General features: G+C 71.5%; 16 protein-coding genes. 10 read left to right on the top strand and 6 right to left on the bottom strand.

Going from position 1 to position 14263, the window contains the following annotated elements:
- Window positions 1–30 precede the first annotated feature (30 nt).
- On the bottom strand, window positions 31–516 hold the full coding sequence (locus ADY59_RS03145) for an Lrp/AsnC family transcriptional regulator (protein WP_049557255.1): 486 nt from the start codon (window positions 514–516) through the stop codon (window positions 31–33).
- Between the two features lie 96 nt (window positions 517–612).
- Between ADY59_RS03145 and hppD the strand changes: the two genes are divergently transcribed.
- From hppD to ADY59_RS03120, 5 genes are all read left to right on the top strand, one after another.
- The gene (gene hppD, locus ADY59_RS03140; protein ID WP_049557254.1) at window positions 613–1722 is read left to right on the top strand and encodes a 4-hydroxyphenylpyruvate dioxygenase; all 1110 of its coding nucleotides are present in this window, start codon (window positions 613–615) and stop codon (window positions 1720–1722) included.
- 74 nt (window positions 1723–1796) lie between these two features.
- Window positions 1797–3188 (top strand): M1 family metallopeptidase, encoded by a 1392-nt coding sequence (locus tag ADY59_RS03135; protein ID WP_053174403.1) that lies wholly within the window; start codon window positions 1797–1799, stop codon window positions 3186–3188.
- A gap of 40 nt (window positions 3189–3228) precedes the next feature.
- The gene (locus ADY59_RS03130; protein ID WP_049557252.1) at window positions 3229–3564 is read left to right on the top strand and encodes a PadR family transcriptional regulator; all 336 of its coding nucleotides are present in this window, start codon (window positions 3229–3231) and stop codon (window positions 3562–3564) included.
- A complete protein-coding gene (locus tag ADY59_RS03125; protein ID WP_049557249.1) occupies window positions 3561–4451 on the top strand; it encodes a hypothetical protein in 891 nt (296 codons plus the stop codon). Before ADY59_RS03130 ends, ADY59_RS03125 begins: the two co-directional genes overlap by 4 nt.
- A complete protein-coding gene (locus ADY59_RS03120; RefSeq protein ID WP_049557247.1) occupies window positions 4448–5272 on the top strand; it encodes a hypothetical protein in 825 nt (274 codons plus the stop codon). Before ADY59_RS03125 ends, ADY59_RS03120 begins: the two co-directional genes overlap by 4 nt.
- On the opposite strand, the gene ADY59_RS03115 is transcribed toward ADY59_RS03120, so the two are convergent.
- Both ADY59_RS03115 and ADY59_RS03110 read right to left on the bottom strand, forming a co-directional pair.
- Complete coding sequence (locus ADY59_RS03115) at window positions 5269–6207, bottom strand: ROK family protein (RefSeq protein ID WP_082309804.1); 939 nt, start codon at window positions 6205–6207, stop codon at window positions 5269–5271. The two genes, ADY59_RS03120 and ADY59_RS03115, sit on opposite strands and share 4 nt — an antisense overlap.
- A complete protein-coding gene (locus ADY59_RS03110; RefSeq protein WP_049557245.1) occupies window positions 6204–7376 on the bottom strand; it encodes an FIST signal transduction protein in 1173 nt (390 codons plus the stop codon). The genes ADY59_RS03115 and ADY59_RS03110 overlap by 4 nt, the downstream gene beginning before the upstream one ends.
- Window positions 7377–7498: 122 nt before the next feature.
- Between ADY59_RS03110 and ADY59_RS03105 the strand changes: the two genes are divergently transcribed.
- The 3 genes from ADY59_RS03105 (at window position 7499) to ADY59_RS03095 (ending at window position 11741) form a co-directional block, all read left to right on the top strand.
- Window positions 7499–8938 carry a sigma 54-interacting transcriptional regulator gene (locus ADY59_RS03105; protein ID WP_082309803.1) on the top strand — a complete coding sequence of 480 codons (1440 nt, stop codon included), beginning with the start codon at window positions 7499–7501 and terminating at the stop codon, window positions 8936–8938.
- 64 nt (window positions 8939–9002) lie between these two features.
- Window positions 9003–9740, top strand: a complete 738-nt coding sequence (locus ADY59_RS03100; RefSeq protein ID WP_049557241.1) for a hypothetical protein — start codon at window positions 9003–9005, stop codon at window positions 9738–9740.
- Window positions 9741–9767: 27 nt separating this feature from the next.
- Window positions 9768–11741 carry a vWA domain-containing protein gene (locus tag ADY59_RS03095; RefSeq protein WP_049557239.1) on the top strand — a complete coding sequence of 658 codons (1974 nt, stop codon included), beginning with the start codon at window positions 9768–9770 and terminating at the stop codon, window positions 11739–11741.
- Here ADY59_RS03095 and ADY59_RS03090 read toward each other — a convergent pair.
- The gene (locus ADY59_RS03090; protein ID WP_063780543.1) at window positions 11738–12160 is read right to left on the bottom strand and encodes a DUF6292 family protein; all 423 of its coding nucleotides are present in this window, start codon (window positions 12158–12160) and stop codon (window positions 11738–11740) included. The genes ADY59_RS03095 and ADY59_RS03090 overlap by 4 nt on opposite strands.
- A 140-nt stretch (window positions 12161–12300) precedes the next feature.
- Here ADY59_RS03090 and ADY59_RS53200 point away from each other — a divergent pair, with 140 nt between their 5' ends.
- Both ADY59_RS53200 and ADY59_RS03085 read left to right on the top strand, forming a co-directional pair.
- Complete coding sequence (locus ADY59_RS53200) at window positions 12301–12426, top strand: hypothetical protein (protein WP_269433543.1); 126 nt, start codon at window positions 12301–12303, stop codon at window positions 12424–12426.
- A gap of 10 nt (window positions 12427–12436) precedes the next feature.
- On the top strand, window positions 12437–12871 hold the full coding sequence (locus tag ADY59_RS03085) for a DUF2269 family protein (protein WP_049557236.1): 435 nt from the start codon (window positions 12437–12439) through the stop codon (window positions 12869–12871).
- Here the strand turns inward: ADY59_RS03085 and ADY59_RS03080 are convergent.
- A complete protein-coding gene (locus tag ADY59_RS03080; protein ID WP_049557235.1) occupies window positions 12868–14007 on the bottom strand; it encodes a cystathionine gamma-synthase in 1140 nt (379 codons plus the stop codon). The genes ADY59_RS03085 and ADY59_RS03080 overlap by 4 nt on opposite strands.
- A complete protein-coding gene (locus tag ADY59_RS03075; RefSeq protein ID WP_049557233.1) occupies window positions 14004–14198 on the bottom strand; it encodes a hypothetical protein in 195 nt (64 codons plus the stop codon). The genes ADY59_RS03080 and ADY59_RS03075 overlap by 4 nt, the downstream gene beginning before the upstream one ends.
- Between the last annotated feature and the right edge of the window lie 65 nt (window positions 14199–14263).

Genomic DNA, 14263 nt, shown 5'->3' with positions numbered 1-14263 from the left:
CGATAACGGTGCATCGTCCCTGAGTGGATGCTACGGCCGCTGGACCTCTCTGCGCGGGACATCGGCCACCAAAGGCAACACTCGGTACGGAACAGGGGTGTCCAGGGCGATGATCGAAGAAGTCCGGAGAACTCCTTGAACGTCGACGATCTGGTCGATGACGCGCTGCAGATCCGAGTTCGTCCGGGCCACCACCCGGCAGAGCAGGTCGCTGCCGCCGGTGATGGTGTGCACCTCCAGCACCTCGGGGATGAGCGCCAGCCGGTCGGCCACCGGGTCGTGCCCGGCGACCTGGCGGATCTCCATCAGGACGAACGCCGTGACGTCGTAGCCCAGCCCCACGGTGGACACGTCGGGACCGAAGCCGGTGATGACCCCCCGGGACAACAGCCGGTCGAGCCGGGCCTGAACCGTACCGCGCGCCACCCCGAGCCGGCGTGAGCATTCCAGCACTCCCAGCCTCGGCTCGTCGGCCAGCAGCGCGATGAGGCGCGCGTCGAGGTGGTCAATAGTCACAGGTTCTCCAGCACTTCACGCCGCCGATTAGGCAGATTGTCCACTCATCTACGCAACTCTTGCACAACCAGCCCAGATAAATCGAGAGTTGGTGGTATGAGTGATGTCTTTCCGGTCAACGGGATGGATGCCGTGGTGTTCGCCGTCGGCAACGCCAAGCAGGCCGCCCACTACTACTCCACCGCGTTCGGCATGAGGCTGACGGCCTACCGCGGGCCCGAGAACGGCAGCCGGGACGAGGTGGCCTACGTGCTCACCTCGGGCAGCGCCACGTTCGAGTTCCGGGGCGCGGTGCGGCCCGGCACCGGCGTGTCCGCCCACGTGGCCGAGCACGGCGACGGGGTCATCGACCTGGCCATCCAGGTGCCGGACGTGGAGGCGGCCTACGAGCACGCCGTCGCCAGGGGCGCCCGCGGCCTGGCCGAGCCGTACACCATGGAGGACGAGCACGGGAAGGTCGTGCTCGCGGCGATCGCCACCTACGGCGAGACCCGTCACACGCTCGTCGACAGGTCAAACTACGGCGGCCCCTACCTGCCCGGCTACGCCGCGGCCGAGCCGCTGGTCGCCCCGCCCGCCACCAGGACCGGGCGGCTCTTCCAGGCCGTCGACCACTGCGTCGGCAACGTCGAGCTCGGCAAGATGGACGAGTGGGTGGAGTTCTACCGCAACGTCATGGGCTTCACGAACATGGCCGAGTTCGTCGGCGACGACATCGCCACCGAATACTCGGCGCTGATGTCCAAGGTCGTGGCCGACGGCACCCGCAAGGTCAAGTTCCCGCTCAACGAGCCGGCCGTCAGCCGCAAGAAGTCGCAGATCGACGAATACCTGGAGTTCTACGGCGGACCGGGCGTGCAGCACATCGCGCTGGCCACCAACGACATCCTGACCACGGTCGACCACATGCGGGCGGCCGGGGTGGACTTCCTCGACACGCCGGACTCGTACTACGAGGACCCGGAGCTGCGCGCCCGCATCGGCAACGTGCGCGCGCCGATCGAGGAACTGCAGAGGCGCAAGATCCTGGTCGACCGGGACGAGGACGGCTACCTGCTGCAGATCTTCACCAAGCCGGTGCAGGACCGCCCGACGGTCTTCTTCGAGCTCATCGAGCGGCACGGCTCGCTCGGCTTCGGCAAGGGCAACTTCAAGGCGCTGTTCGAGGCCATCGAGCGCGAGCAGGAGCGCAGGGGCAACCTCTGAACCGGTGGTGATCAGCGGCTCCTTCGTGGATGCTTACGATACGTAGGCATGCGATCACGAAGGGGAGTCGCTTCATGAGGGACACCGGGAGGCGGGCCGCACTGCTGGCCGCCCTGATGAGCGTGCTGGCGTGCGGGCCGTCCAACGGGGAGGCCCGCACCGAGGCCCAGGCGGGCGCGCCCGGCATCGGCGACACCGATTTCCCCACCGACGGCAACGGCGGCTACGACGTCGCGCACTACGCGCTCAAGCTCGGCTACACGCCCGCGAGCAAGCAGCTCGACGGCGAGGCGACGATCCGGGCCACGGCGACGATGCCGCTGTCGCGGTTCAACCTCGACCTCAAGGGGCTCACCGTGAGCGGAATCTGGGTCGACGGGGCCGCCGCCACGTTCACCCGGGCCGGCGACGAGCTGACCGTCGTCCCCGCCAGGCCGCTGTCTCGCGGGGTGCCGTTCACCGCCCGGGTGGCCTACTCCGGGGTGCCCGAGCCGGTGCGCGACTCCACCAACCTGGGCACCTACGGCTTCGTCCCGACCCCCGACGGGGCGTTCGTGGCGTGTGAGCCCAACGGCGCCAAGACCTGGTTCCCCGGCAACGACCACCCAGCCGACAAGGCCGCCTTCGACTTCGAGATCACCGTGCCCGAGGGCGTGACCGCGCTGGCCAACGGCGAGATGCGCGGTGAGCCGCGCACCACGGGCGGCCGCACGACGTTCCGGTGGCGCGAGACCCACCCGATGACCACCTACCTCGCCACCGCCACCATCGGGAAGTTCCGCCTCAAGAAGGGCACCACGGCGGGCGGCATCCCCAACCTGGCGGCCGTCGACCCCAAGTTCGACGGCACGCTCGACAAGTTCCACAAGGTCTCGGGTGAGATCACCGACTACTGGAGCACGGTCTTCGGCCGCTACCCGTTCGGCTCCACCGGGGGCGTGGTCGACGACTTCTCCGCCGGCTACGCGCTGGAGAACCAGACCAAGCCCATCTACGGCGGCTTCGAGCCCGACGACGGCATCATCGCGCACGAGCTGGCCCACCAGTGGTTCGGCAACAGCCTCAGCATCAAGCGGTGGAAGGACCTGTGGCTCAACGAGGGCTTCGCCACCTATGCCGAGTGGCTGTGGTCGGAGCACAAGGGCGGGCGCACCGCCGACCAGATCTTCGCCGCCTACCACGCCCGCCCGGCCACCGACCCGATCTGGGCCTACCCGCCCGGCCGGGCGCGACCCGCCGACCTGTTCAACGAGTCCGTCTACAGCAGGGGCGGCATGACACTGCACGCGCTGCGCGAGGCCGTCGGCGACCGGACGTTCTTCACCCTGCTGAAGACCTGGGCCGCCGAGCACCGCTACGGCAGCGTCACCACCGAGCAGTTCGTCGCGCTGGCCGAACGCCTGTCGGGCAAGCAGCTCGACCCCCTCTTCGACGCCTGGCTCTTCCAGCCGCGCCGCCCGGCCTGATCGCCTTGCCGCACTTCGGGCATCGAAGTATGGTGCCCGCATGCCGAAGGGATCGACGGGCCTGAGTGAGCAGGCGTACTTCGTGCTCGCCGCCCTCCTCGACGGCCCGCTGCACGGCCACGCGATACTCAAGCGGGTGGTGGAGCTGTCCGACGGCAGGATCACGCTGGCGGTCGGCACCCTCTACGGCGCGCTCGACCGGCTCGCGGCCGCCGGCGTCATCCAGGTCGAGCGCGAAGAGGTCGTCAACGGCCGCAAGCGCCGCTACTTCCGCATCACCGACGAGGGCACCGGCCTGGTCCAGGCCGAGGCCAGACGCATGCAGCAGGCCGCCTCGGTGGTCACCCGGCGCCAGCTCGGAGCGACGGCGGGATGACCCGGCTGGAGCGGCGCTACCGATTACTCCTGCGCGCCTACCCCTCCGGCTACCGCTCCGACCACGGCGACGAACTGCTCGACGTGCTCCTCGACACCGCCGAGCCCGGACGCGCCCTCCCTCCGGCCCGCGAGGCGGCCGCCCTGGTCGCCGGAGGGATGCGCGCGCGGCTCACCGAGGCGGCGCGGGGGCCGGCCTGGGCCGACGGCCTGCACCTCGGTGTCGTGGCCCTGGCGCTGGTCAATCTGGCGGCGCTGATCCCGTACACCGCCGAGACCGGCCTGTGGGTCGCCCTGTCCGCGCTCGGCCTCCTCGCCGTCCTGCGCGGGTGGGTCCGGCTCGCGCTGCCCGTGCTGGCGCTGACCGGCAGCAAGAGCGTGGCGATCACTCTCGGGCAGCCGTGGCTCGACCGCACGCTCCTGCCCGTCCTCCCCGGCGGCCCCTGGGAGGGCGGGCCCGCCCTGTACGGCAACGCCGGGCCCGTCGCCACCGCCACCTCCTGCGCCCTCGTGGTGCTGGGCCTGCTCGTCCTGGCCGCCCGCGCCGACCCGCCGCGCAGGCGGTCGTGGTGGTGGCTCCTGGCCCTGCCGGTCGCGGCCGGGGCGGACCCGGGGTGGGGTGACCTGGCCGCCCCCGGCGCTCAGACCGTGGTACGGGTCGTCCTGGAGGCGGCGTTGCTGGTGGCCGCCGTCTACGCGGGGCACGTGACGCGGGACGGCCGGTGGGCCGTCGCGGCCGCCGCCTACTTCCTGCCGGCCACGGCGGACCTGGGCGAGCACCTGTCCACGGCCTCCCGCCAGGAGATCGCCCACTGGGGGCTGCTGGCCGTCCTGACTCTCGGTGCGGCGGCGACGCCGTTCGCCACCAGGCGGAAGCTCGTCCTGTGAGGGTCCTGGCGGCCGTGGCGGCCTTCACCCTGGTGGGCTGTACGGCGTCCGGCGGCCACGCCGGGGGCACGGGCAAGCGGTGGCAGCAGGAGTTCGCGATGGCCGCCTGCATGGCGGACCGGGGCTTCAAGTACAGGCCCTCGGTGCCGGCGTTCACGCCGTCGGCGGAGGTCCTCCGCCGCGCCGACGGCCATTACCCGTCTTTACTAAAATATCGGCAAAAGTACGGCTACACGGTCTTCTCCGGGCACGTCTATCCCACGACGGAGGAGGCTGCGGGCGTGGACGTGCCCCCGCACATTCCCAACGAGAAGTACATCGAGGCCCTGTCCCCCAGCCAGCAGGTGGCCTACCGGGAAGCGGACCGCGTCTGCTACACCCGGGCGATCAAGGCCGTCTTCGGCAAGGACGTCACCGGCATGGAGGACCTCCACCGGCAGCACGCGCGGGCCCACCAGGCGCTCGACGAGCGCGAGTTCGACAACGACCCCGAACTGGTGGCGCTGGCCCACGACTACGCCGTATGCCTGCGCTCGAAGGGGTATCCGGTCCCGACGGAGAAGCCCGGCCGCATCGGCACCCTGGAGCAGGATCGCTTCCTCGGCAAGCTGTGGGAGCTGGGCAGAAGGCAGTATCCCGACGCCACCCCCGACCTGCCGGTCATGCCGAGGCTCACCCCCGACGAGGCCAGGCCGTACCTGCGCGAGGAGATCACGTCCGCTCTCGACGACCTCGAATGCGGCAAGGCGTTCTTCTCCGCCTTCAACCCGCGGCACCGAGCCGCCTCGGCCCGGCTCCAGGAGGAATGGGGCCTCTCCTAGTACCGGTCCCCCACCAGCACCAGAGCCGCCGCCCCCACCAGTCCGGCCTCCTGCCCCAGCGCCGCCGGCAGCACCCGGAGGCGGCGGGCGAAGGCCATCCTGGCGTGCTCGCGCAACGCCTCCTCCAGGGGACCGAACAGCGGCTCGCCGGCCTGGGAGAGGCCACCGCCGATGGTGACCAGGTCCAGGTCGCACAGGTGTGTCGCGGAGGCGATGGCGATGCCGAGCGCCCGTCCGGCGCGGCGCATCGCCGCGAGCGCCACCGGGTCCCCGGCCAGGGCGTCGGCGGCCAGCGCGCGGCCGGTCACGGCGCGGTCCTCCCGATAGAGTCCGTCGCCGGCGGCCGTGCCCGGGGTCCAGCCGCGGGCCAGTGCCCACTCGGTGAGGGCGGGGCCGCGCGCGACGGCCTCCAGGCAGCCGTGGCCGCCGCAGCCGCAGGGCGGCCCGCCGTCGGGTTCGACCACGATGTGGCCGATGTGCCCGGCGTTGCCGGTGCCGCCGTTGATGAGCCGGCCGCCCAGGACGAGCCCGCCGCCCACGCCGGTGGACACGACCATGCCCAGCATGTCCGCGACGCCCCGGCCGTGGCCCCGCCAGTGTTCGGCCACGGCGACACAGATGGCGTCGTTGTGGATGCGTACGGGGAGGCCGGGAAAGCGGCCGGCCAGCCGGGCGCGCAGCGGGAAGTCGCGCCAGCCCGGGATGTTGAGCGGTGAGACCTCGCCCGAGGGCCAGGTCATCGGCCCGCCGCAGCCCACGCCCACGCCCGTGACGCCGGGGGCGAGCGGTTCGACGAGGTCGGCGAGGGTCTTCCAGAGGGTCTCGGCGTCGGCGTCCTGCGGGGTGGCCGCTCTGCGCGTGCTCAGCACGGCGCCGTCCTCGTCCACGTGCGCGGCGGCCATCTTGGTGCCGCCGATGTCGATGGCGAGGATCACCCGCCGCTCGCCGAGGAGAACACCAGCACGGAGGCGGTGAAGCCGTGCACGTGGTTGTGCCCGGCGACCGGCCCGACCTCGCCGGCGGCGAAGAAGCCGGCCACGCCGATCGGCCCGAGCGTGTCGCGCAGCGCGACGGGGTCGTGGTCGGCGGTGCCGAACATCGCCGACCCGCGCCCGTTGCAGGAGAACAGCAGCGCCCCGTCGACGCGGCCGAGCTCTTCCCGGTGCGCGTCGAGCACGTCGTACAGGTCCTCGTCGGCGGTGGCGGCGTCGCGCACCTGGAAGCGGACGGTTCGCCCGATGTCCACGATGTCGCCGATGGCCACGGCCTCCCGCTCCGGATCGATGCCGATCACGCCTCTGATGAGGAAGTCGCCGCGTTCGTGCCGTTCGGCGTACTCGTCCATGGCCAGGCCGATCTGCAGACCGGCGGCCACCAGTTCGCGGTCGTCCTCGTCGAGGTCGCTGACGATGTCCTCCAGCCGGGACAGGGCGGGCTGACCGGCCAGTTCGAGCAGCAGGTTCTCCTCGCAGCGGGTGACGACCATGCTGGGCCCGATCGGCCGGCAGCCCTGGCTGACCACGGTGCTCACCCGCACCGCGCCGCTGATGAGCACGCCGATGGCGCCCTCGGTGTAGACCTCGCCGTCGGCGAACAGGCGCACCGACCCCCTGCCCTGCAGCCCGTTGGCCAGTCCGCCGACCAGCGGCAGGTCGCCGAGCACCTCCACCGAACGCTCGACGAACGCGTCCGTCGGGAAGGAGTACGGGTCGGCCAGCAGGATCGCCACATGGTCGTCGGCCGTCCGCTCGGGCAGCCCGACCACCACGAACCGGTCCTCGGCCGTGAGCGTCTCCAGCGCGAACGTGGTCAGCTCCGCCCCGTCGAGGGTGGCCGCCCACGCGCTCACGGCGGGCGTCAGCTCCACGCCCTGCCCGTCGCCGATGACGCCGGTGGCGCTGCACCCGATCACGTGCGCCTCGGGGGCCAGCCGCATCGCCCGCTCCCCCGCTCTGGCGACGTCGTCGGGATCGTCGCCGCAGATGAAGAAGCAGACCAGGTCGGCCTGACCGCTGAGCCTCGCCAGGGCCTGGCCGACAGCCCTCTCCGCGGCTTCGACCAGGTCGGAATCCACGGCGAGGCCGTCGGCGAAGCGGCTCGTCATCACTGCCACGCCTCTCGCCTCCCTCGGCAGGTCCAAGTTCCCTAGGCCCGATTCTCCCCACTAAAGGGACAAGCACGCACACGAACCGCCACGCAATAGTCAAGATCCGAAATCTCCGCCAGATGCGAAACCCCTGCCACATCGCGCGCCGGGGACGTAGGGTCGATCCCGTGCATCAGCCTCGTATCCTCCGCGAGTTGCGAGAGAGCGGCCACGTTCATCGCACCGTCAAAGCCGAGGTCCGCGAAAACCTGCTGGTCAAGCTCCGGGCGGGCGAGCCTCGTTTTCCAGGCATCGTGGGCTTCGACGACTCTGTCCTGCCCCATCTCGAACGCGCCCTGCTCGCCGGGCACGACCTGGTCCTGCTCGGTGAGCGCGGCCAGGGCAAGACCCGGCTCATCCGCACGGTCACCGGCCTGCTCGACGAGTGGACGCCGGTGGTCGAGGGCTGCGAGATCAACGACCATCCCTACGCGCCCGCCTGCGGCCGCTGCCGGGTACTCGCGGCCGAGCTGGGCGACGAGCTGCCGGTGGCGTGGAAGCACCGCGACGAGCGCTACGGCGAGAAGCTCGCCACCCCCGACACCTCCGTCGGCGACCTGATCGGCGACATCGACCCGATCAAGATCGCCGAAGGGCGCACCCTCGGCGACCCGGAGACCGTGCACTACGGCCTGGTCCCGCGCACCAACCGGGGCGTGTTCTCCGTCAACGAGCTGCCCGACCTGGCCGAGCGCATCCAGGTCTCGCTGCTCAACGTGCTGGAGGAGCGCGACATCCAGGTCCGCGGCTACAACCTGCGGCTGCCGCTCGACATCCTGCTCATCGCCAGCGCCAACCCCGAGGACTACACCAACCGGGGCCGGATCATCACCCCGCTGAAGGACCGCTTCGGCGCCGAGATCCGCACCCACTACCCGCTCTCGATCGAGGACGAGCTGACGCTGATCCGGCAGGAGTCCATGCCGGACATCGGCGCCGACGTGCCCGAGCACCTCATCGAGGCGATCGCCCGCTTCACCCGGCTGGTCCGCGAGTCCACGGCCGTCGACGCCCGTTCCGGCGTGTCGGCGCGCTTCTCGATCGCGGCCGCCGAGACCGCCGCGGCCTCGGCCGTGCGCAGGGCCGCGATCGCCGGCGAGGACCAGGCGGTGGCCCGGGTGTGCGACCTGGCGCCGGTCGTCCACAGCCTGCGGGGCAAGGTGGAGTTCGAGGTCAGCGAGGAGGGCAGGGAGACCGAGATCCTGGCCCACCTGCTGCGCCGCGCCACGGCCGAGACGTTCCGCACCCGGCTGGGCGGGATGGACCTGGCGCCGCTGACCGACAAGTTCGCCGAGGGCACCCAGGTGGAGTCGGGCGAGCTGATCGCCGCCGGTGAGCTGCTGCGCCGCATCGGCCCGGTCGACGGGCTGGCCAAGATCATGTCCCGGCTGGGCATGGGCGCCGGCGACGAGTCCCCCGGGCACGCGGCGGCGGCGCTGGAGTTCGCGATGGAGGGCCTCTACCTCATGCGCCGGCTGTCCAAGGACGACCTCGACGGGGTCGCCGTCTACCGGACGTGAACATCTGGGCGGTTCCGCACGTCTCAAAGGACGACTGACCGTTTCGTCCGGGGGGAACCGCCCAATGCGACTGCTCGCCAGCGCCACCACCGCCCTCGCCCTGTGCGCCCTGAGCGCCTGCGCCACCCCCGTCTCCGCGGGGACGACCCGGGTCGTGTACGGCCACGCCTGGGCCGACGGCACGGGCCACCTGCGCATCCTGCCGCAGTCGGCCACGGCCGCCCGCAAGCAGTACAAGCTCAAGGCCATCCCGGGAGCCAAGGAACTGCGGCTCGGCTACACCAAGGCCGCCTACCTCCGGGTCGCGGTCGCCTGCCACCTGAAGGAGACCGAGGGGCACGTCGCGCTCGACGCCAAGAACTTCGGCAGGACCCGGTGCAAGCCCGCCGACCTGGCCACCGGCCTGGCGTCCGGCCCGATCGCCGTGCGCGTCCACTACACCGGCCGCCAGGCGGTCAAGGTCACCGAGTTCCTGCCGTACCCGTCGAACCTCAGCGTGGTGCGCGGCACGGTCAAGCGGTCCGGCGACCGGACGCTGCTGTTCACCAGGGGCGGCAAGACCGTCAAGCTCGGCTACACGCACGCGCTGACCTTCAGCCGGGTCACCTCCCGGTGCGACTCCGGCTGGCTCACCGGCAGGCCGGTCAACGCCGACCGTGACGGCCTGGGCACCAAGCACTGCGGGGCCGGCGATTTCACCGCCGCGCTGAAGAAGCTCCGCCATCCGGTGCTGGTCCAGATCGACTACCAGCCTCGCAGCGGCCAGGTGTTCCAGGTGTGGGAGGTGTTCGGGGACGCATAGCAGGGCATCTCGGGTTAGCGTGGGGGCGTGACGGCCTACCGCTATGGCGAGTACCACGATGGCCCCGACCCCCTGGCCCCGCCGTACGACGTGCGTGCGGCACTCGACGAGATGGGCGACGCCATCCTGTCCGGCTCCACACCCGTGCACGCCCTGCGCGACCTGCTCAAGCGGGGCCTGCCCGGCGCCCAGGACCGCCGCGGCCTGGACGACATGCTCAGGGAGGTCCGCCGGCGCCGCCGCGACCTGCGCGAGAGCGGCAGGCTCGACGGCACGCTGGAGAAGGCCAGGGCGCTGCTGGACAAGGCCATCGGGCAGGAGCGGGCCGAACTGTTCCCCGATCCGGCCGACGACGCCCGGCTGCGCGAGGCCGAGCTCGACGCGCTTCCCGACGACACGGCCGGCGCCATCCAGGAGCTCAGCTCCTACCAGTGGCGTTCGGCGGCGGCCAGGCAGACCTTCGAGGAACTGCGCGACCTGCTGCGGCGGGAGGTGCTCGACGCGCAGTTCAGGGGGCTGCGCGAGGCGCTGGCGAACCCGGACCCGGCCGCGATGGAGCGGGTCCGCCAGATGATGGCGGACCTGAACGAGATGCTGGAGAAGGACGCTCGCGGCGAACACACGCAGGCGGACTTCGACGCCTTCATGGCGAAACATGGTGAGCTCTTTCCGGAGAAGCCGCGCAACCTCGACGAGCTCGTCGACATCCTCGCCCGGCGGGCCGCCGCCACCCAGCGCATGCTCGCCTCGATGACCCCGCGCCAGCGCGAGGAACTCGGCAACCTCATGAGCCAGACCCTCGACCAGGCCGGGCTCGCCGACCAGATGCGCCGGCTCGGCGAGTCCCTGTACGCGCGCCGCCCCGACCTGGCCTGGGACGCCACCGAACGGCTCACCGGCGAGGAGCCCCTGGGCATGGGCGACGCCGTCACCGCCCTGGAGGAGCTGGCCGACCTCAGCCAGCTGGAGAGCGCGCTGCGCCAGGACTACCCCGGCGCCCGGCTCGACGACATCGACGAGGCCGCCGTGCGCCGCGCGCTCGGCCGCTCCGCCGTCGACGACCTGGAGGCGCTCAAGCGGATCGAGCGGGAGCTGGAGGAGCAGGGCTACCTGCTGCGCCGGCGCGGCAAGCTGGAGCTCACCCCCAAGGCGGTGCGGCGGCTCGGCGAGACGGCGCTGCGCCGCGTCTTCGCCTCACTCGACGCCGGCCGCCGGGGCGACCACGACCAGCACGACGCGGGCTCGGCCGGCGAGCTCACCGGGTCCTCCCGGCCCTGGCGCTTCGGCGACGAACAGCCCGTCGACGTGGTCCGCACCCTGGTCAACGCCGTCCGCGCCGGCGGCCTGCGCACCGACCAGGCGGGCGGAGGGCGTACGGCGGTCAAACTGTCCGTGGACGACTTCGAGGTGGCCGAGACCGAGCGGCGCAGCGCCGCCGCCGTCTGCCTGCTGGTCGACCTGTCCTACTCGATGGCCCTGCGCGGCACCTGGGCCGCCGCCAAGCAGACCGCGCTGGCGCTGCAGGCCCTGGTCGCCTCCAAGTTCCCGCAGGACGCCGTGCAGATCATCGGGTTCTCCAACTACGCCCGGGTCCTGCAGCCGGACGAGCTGGCGGGCCTCGACTGGGACATGGTCCAGGGCACCAACCTGCACCACGCGCTGCTGATCGCCGGCCGGCACCTGGACCGCCACCCCGACTTCGAGCCCGTGGTGCTCGTGGTCACCGACGGCGAGCCGACCGCGCACCTGCTGCGCAACGGCCGCTCGGCGTTCGAGTGGCCGCCGTCGCCGGAGACGCTGGAACTCACGCTGTCGGAGGTCGACAAGATGACCAGGCGGCGCGCCACGATCAACGTCTTCATGCTGGCCGGTGACGATCGGCTCAAGGAGTTCGTGGACGAGGTGGCGCGGCGCAACGGCGGGCGGGTCTTCTCGCCCAGCGCCGACCGGCTCGGCGAGTACGTGGTGAGCGACTTCCTGCGGGTGCGCCGGGCGCGTTAGGCCTCGACGAGCCGGGTGTAGAAGTCGAGCGCGACGTCGAACCCGTCGCGGCAGTTGCGGTGCGAGCGGTAGCAGGGGCGCCAGGCGCTGCTCGCGCCCACTCCGGCGCGGGCGTCGGCGAGCGCCTCGGGCACCCGCTCCGGCCGGGGCAGCAGCCCGCCGCCGAGATAGCGGACGCCGGTCAGCTCGGTGTGCTCGCCGGGGGCGCCGGAGACGTAGCGGCCCAGCCGCCACCCGCTCTCCTCGTCCCACACCAGCGCGGCGCCGTCGGCGAGCCTGACGGTCGCCTCGCGCGGCTCGCAGGGGCCCTCCCACCAGCCGTCGGCCTCGGCGCCGAGCAGCTCGACGACTCGCCGCACATAGCAGATCGGCTGCTGCAGCCACTCGTCGGTATACGGCTCGACGTGCCTGATGGCCACGGACGGCACCCCCTTGTGCCCAAACGGTAAGGAAAGACCAGCGGCCACCCACCATACCCGCGACGAACTTATTCCGTTGCCAGCCCGTCTAGTCATTACGGACGATATTTACGTCCGTCACGGGGAAGGAGGGGTGTCTTGTGCTCGCCATGATTTTCCTGATCCTGGTGATGGCGTTCACCATCGCCGTCACCGAGCTGATCATGCGAGGTTCCCCGGACGGCAAAGAGAGTGTCGAGTCCCCCACCGAGATCGCCGGGGACTAGTCTCTTCCGCATGACGGACCTGCTTCTGTGGCTGCACATCGGCTTCGCGATCTTCACGATCGGGCCGATCACCGCCGCCACCCACGCCGCGCCGCGCGCGATCCGTACGAAGAACGTGCCCGTCGTCCGCACCATCCAGCGCATGACCAGGATCTACAGCGTCGGCTCGCTGGGCGTGCTGGTGTTCGGCATCGTGCTCGGCGTGGTGATGGGCGGCGGCCTGCTCGGCGAGTGGTACATGACGGCGTCGATGACGCTGTTCCTCGTCGCCGTGGTGCTGCTGGTCATCGTCGACCGCGACCTGCGCGGCGCCGTCCAGGCCCTCGAGAGCGAGGAGGCGGACGACGACGCGAAGGTGCAGATCGGCCGGATCGCCGCCATCAGCGGCCTGCTGACCGTGATCTGGCTGGTGATCCTCTTCCTGATGGTGGTGCCGGGCAGCTAACCGAGCGCCCGCGTCAGGTCGGCGAGCAGGTCGTCGACCGTCTCGATGCCCACCGACAGGCGCACCAGGTCGGCGGGCACCTCCAGGGGTGAGCCCGCCGCCGACGCGTGCGTCATCCGGCCCGGGTGCTCGATGAGCGACTCGACGCCGCCGAGCGACTCGCCCAGCGTGAACAGCTCGGTCCGGTCGCAGATCCCGACCGCCTCCGCCTCACCGCCGGCCACCCGGAACGACACCATGCCGCCGAACCGCTTCATCTGCTTGGCGGCGACCTCGTGGCCGGGGTGCTCGCCGAGCCCCGGGTAGAGCACCTGCGTCACGCGCGGGTGGGCGAGCAGCAGGTCGACGACCCGCTCGGCGTTGTCGCAGTGGCGGTCCATCCGCACGCCCAGCGTCTTGAGCCCGCGCAGCGTCAGCCACGCGTCGAACGGCCCGGCGACCCCGCCCATCGCGTTCTGGTGGTAGGCGAGTTCCTCGCCCAGCCCCTTGTCGCGGGCGATCAGCGCGCCGCCGACGACGTCGGAGTGGCCGCCCACGTACTTGGTGGTCGAGTGCACGACCACGTCGGCGCCGAGCGCGAGCGGCTGCTGGAGGTAGGGGGAGGCGAAGGTGTTGTCGACGACCAGGAGCGAGCCGTTGTCGTGGGCCAGCTGGGCGAGCGCGGCGATGTCGGCGATGCCGAGCAGCGGGTTGGTCGGCGTCTCGACCCACACGATCCGCGTCTTCTGCGTCATCGCGGCGGCCACCGCGTCGAGGTCGCCCAGCGGCACCGGGTCGAAGTGCAGGTCCCAGCGCTTGTTGACCTTGGCGAACAGCCGATAGGTGCCGCCGTAGGCGTCGTTGGGGATGATCACGTGGTCCTGCGGCTTGCACACCGTACGCAGCAGGGTGTCCTCGGCGGCCAGCCCGGAGGCGAACGCGAGCCCGCGCGCGCCACCCTCCACGGCGGCCAGCGCCTCTTCCAGGGCGGTCCTGGTCGGGTTGGCCGACCGGCTGTATTCGTAGCCGGAGCGCAGGCCGCCCACGCCGTCCTGCTTGTAGGTGGACGTGGCGTATATCGGGGGCACCACCGCGCCGGTCACAGGGTCAGGCTCCTGACCTGCGTGGATCGCCAGGGTTTCGAAACCGTTGGTCATACGGCCACGGTAACGGACGCGGCGGGGCGTTCCTCCTCCCGCTCCTGCGGTTTGACGACCGGGATGTGCCGGCCGCTCTGTCCCTCGGCGTCCTCGCCGTTGATGCGCGACAGCAGAACCGGGTCCGACAGCGCCAGCAGCACTCCGATGACCAGTCCCACGCCCAGCAGTACGAATCCGATGAAGACCATGGCTCCATGCTGCGCCCCCGCCCCCTGCCGCCACCTCGGCTGAAGGGCCGGTCCGGCCGCCCCGG

This window comes from Nonomuraea sp. SBT364, assembly GCF_001083785.1.
Lineage (GTDB): Bacteria > Actinomycetota > Actinomycetes > Streptosporangiales > Streptosporangiaceae > Nonomuraea.
The sequence above is the reverse complement of the archived record's forward strand: the minus strand, read 5'-3'. Positions and strand labels throughout refer to the sequence as shown.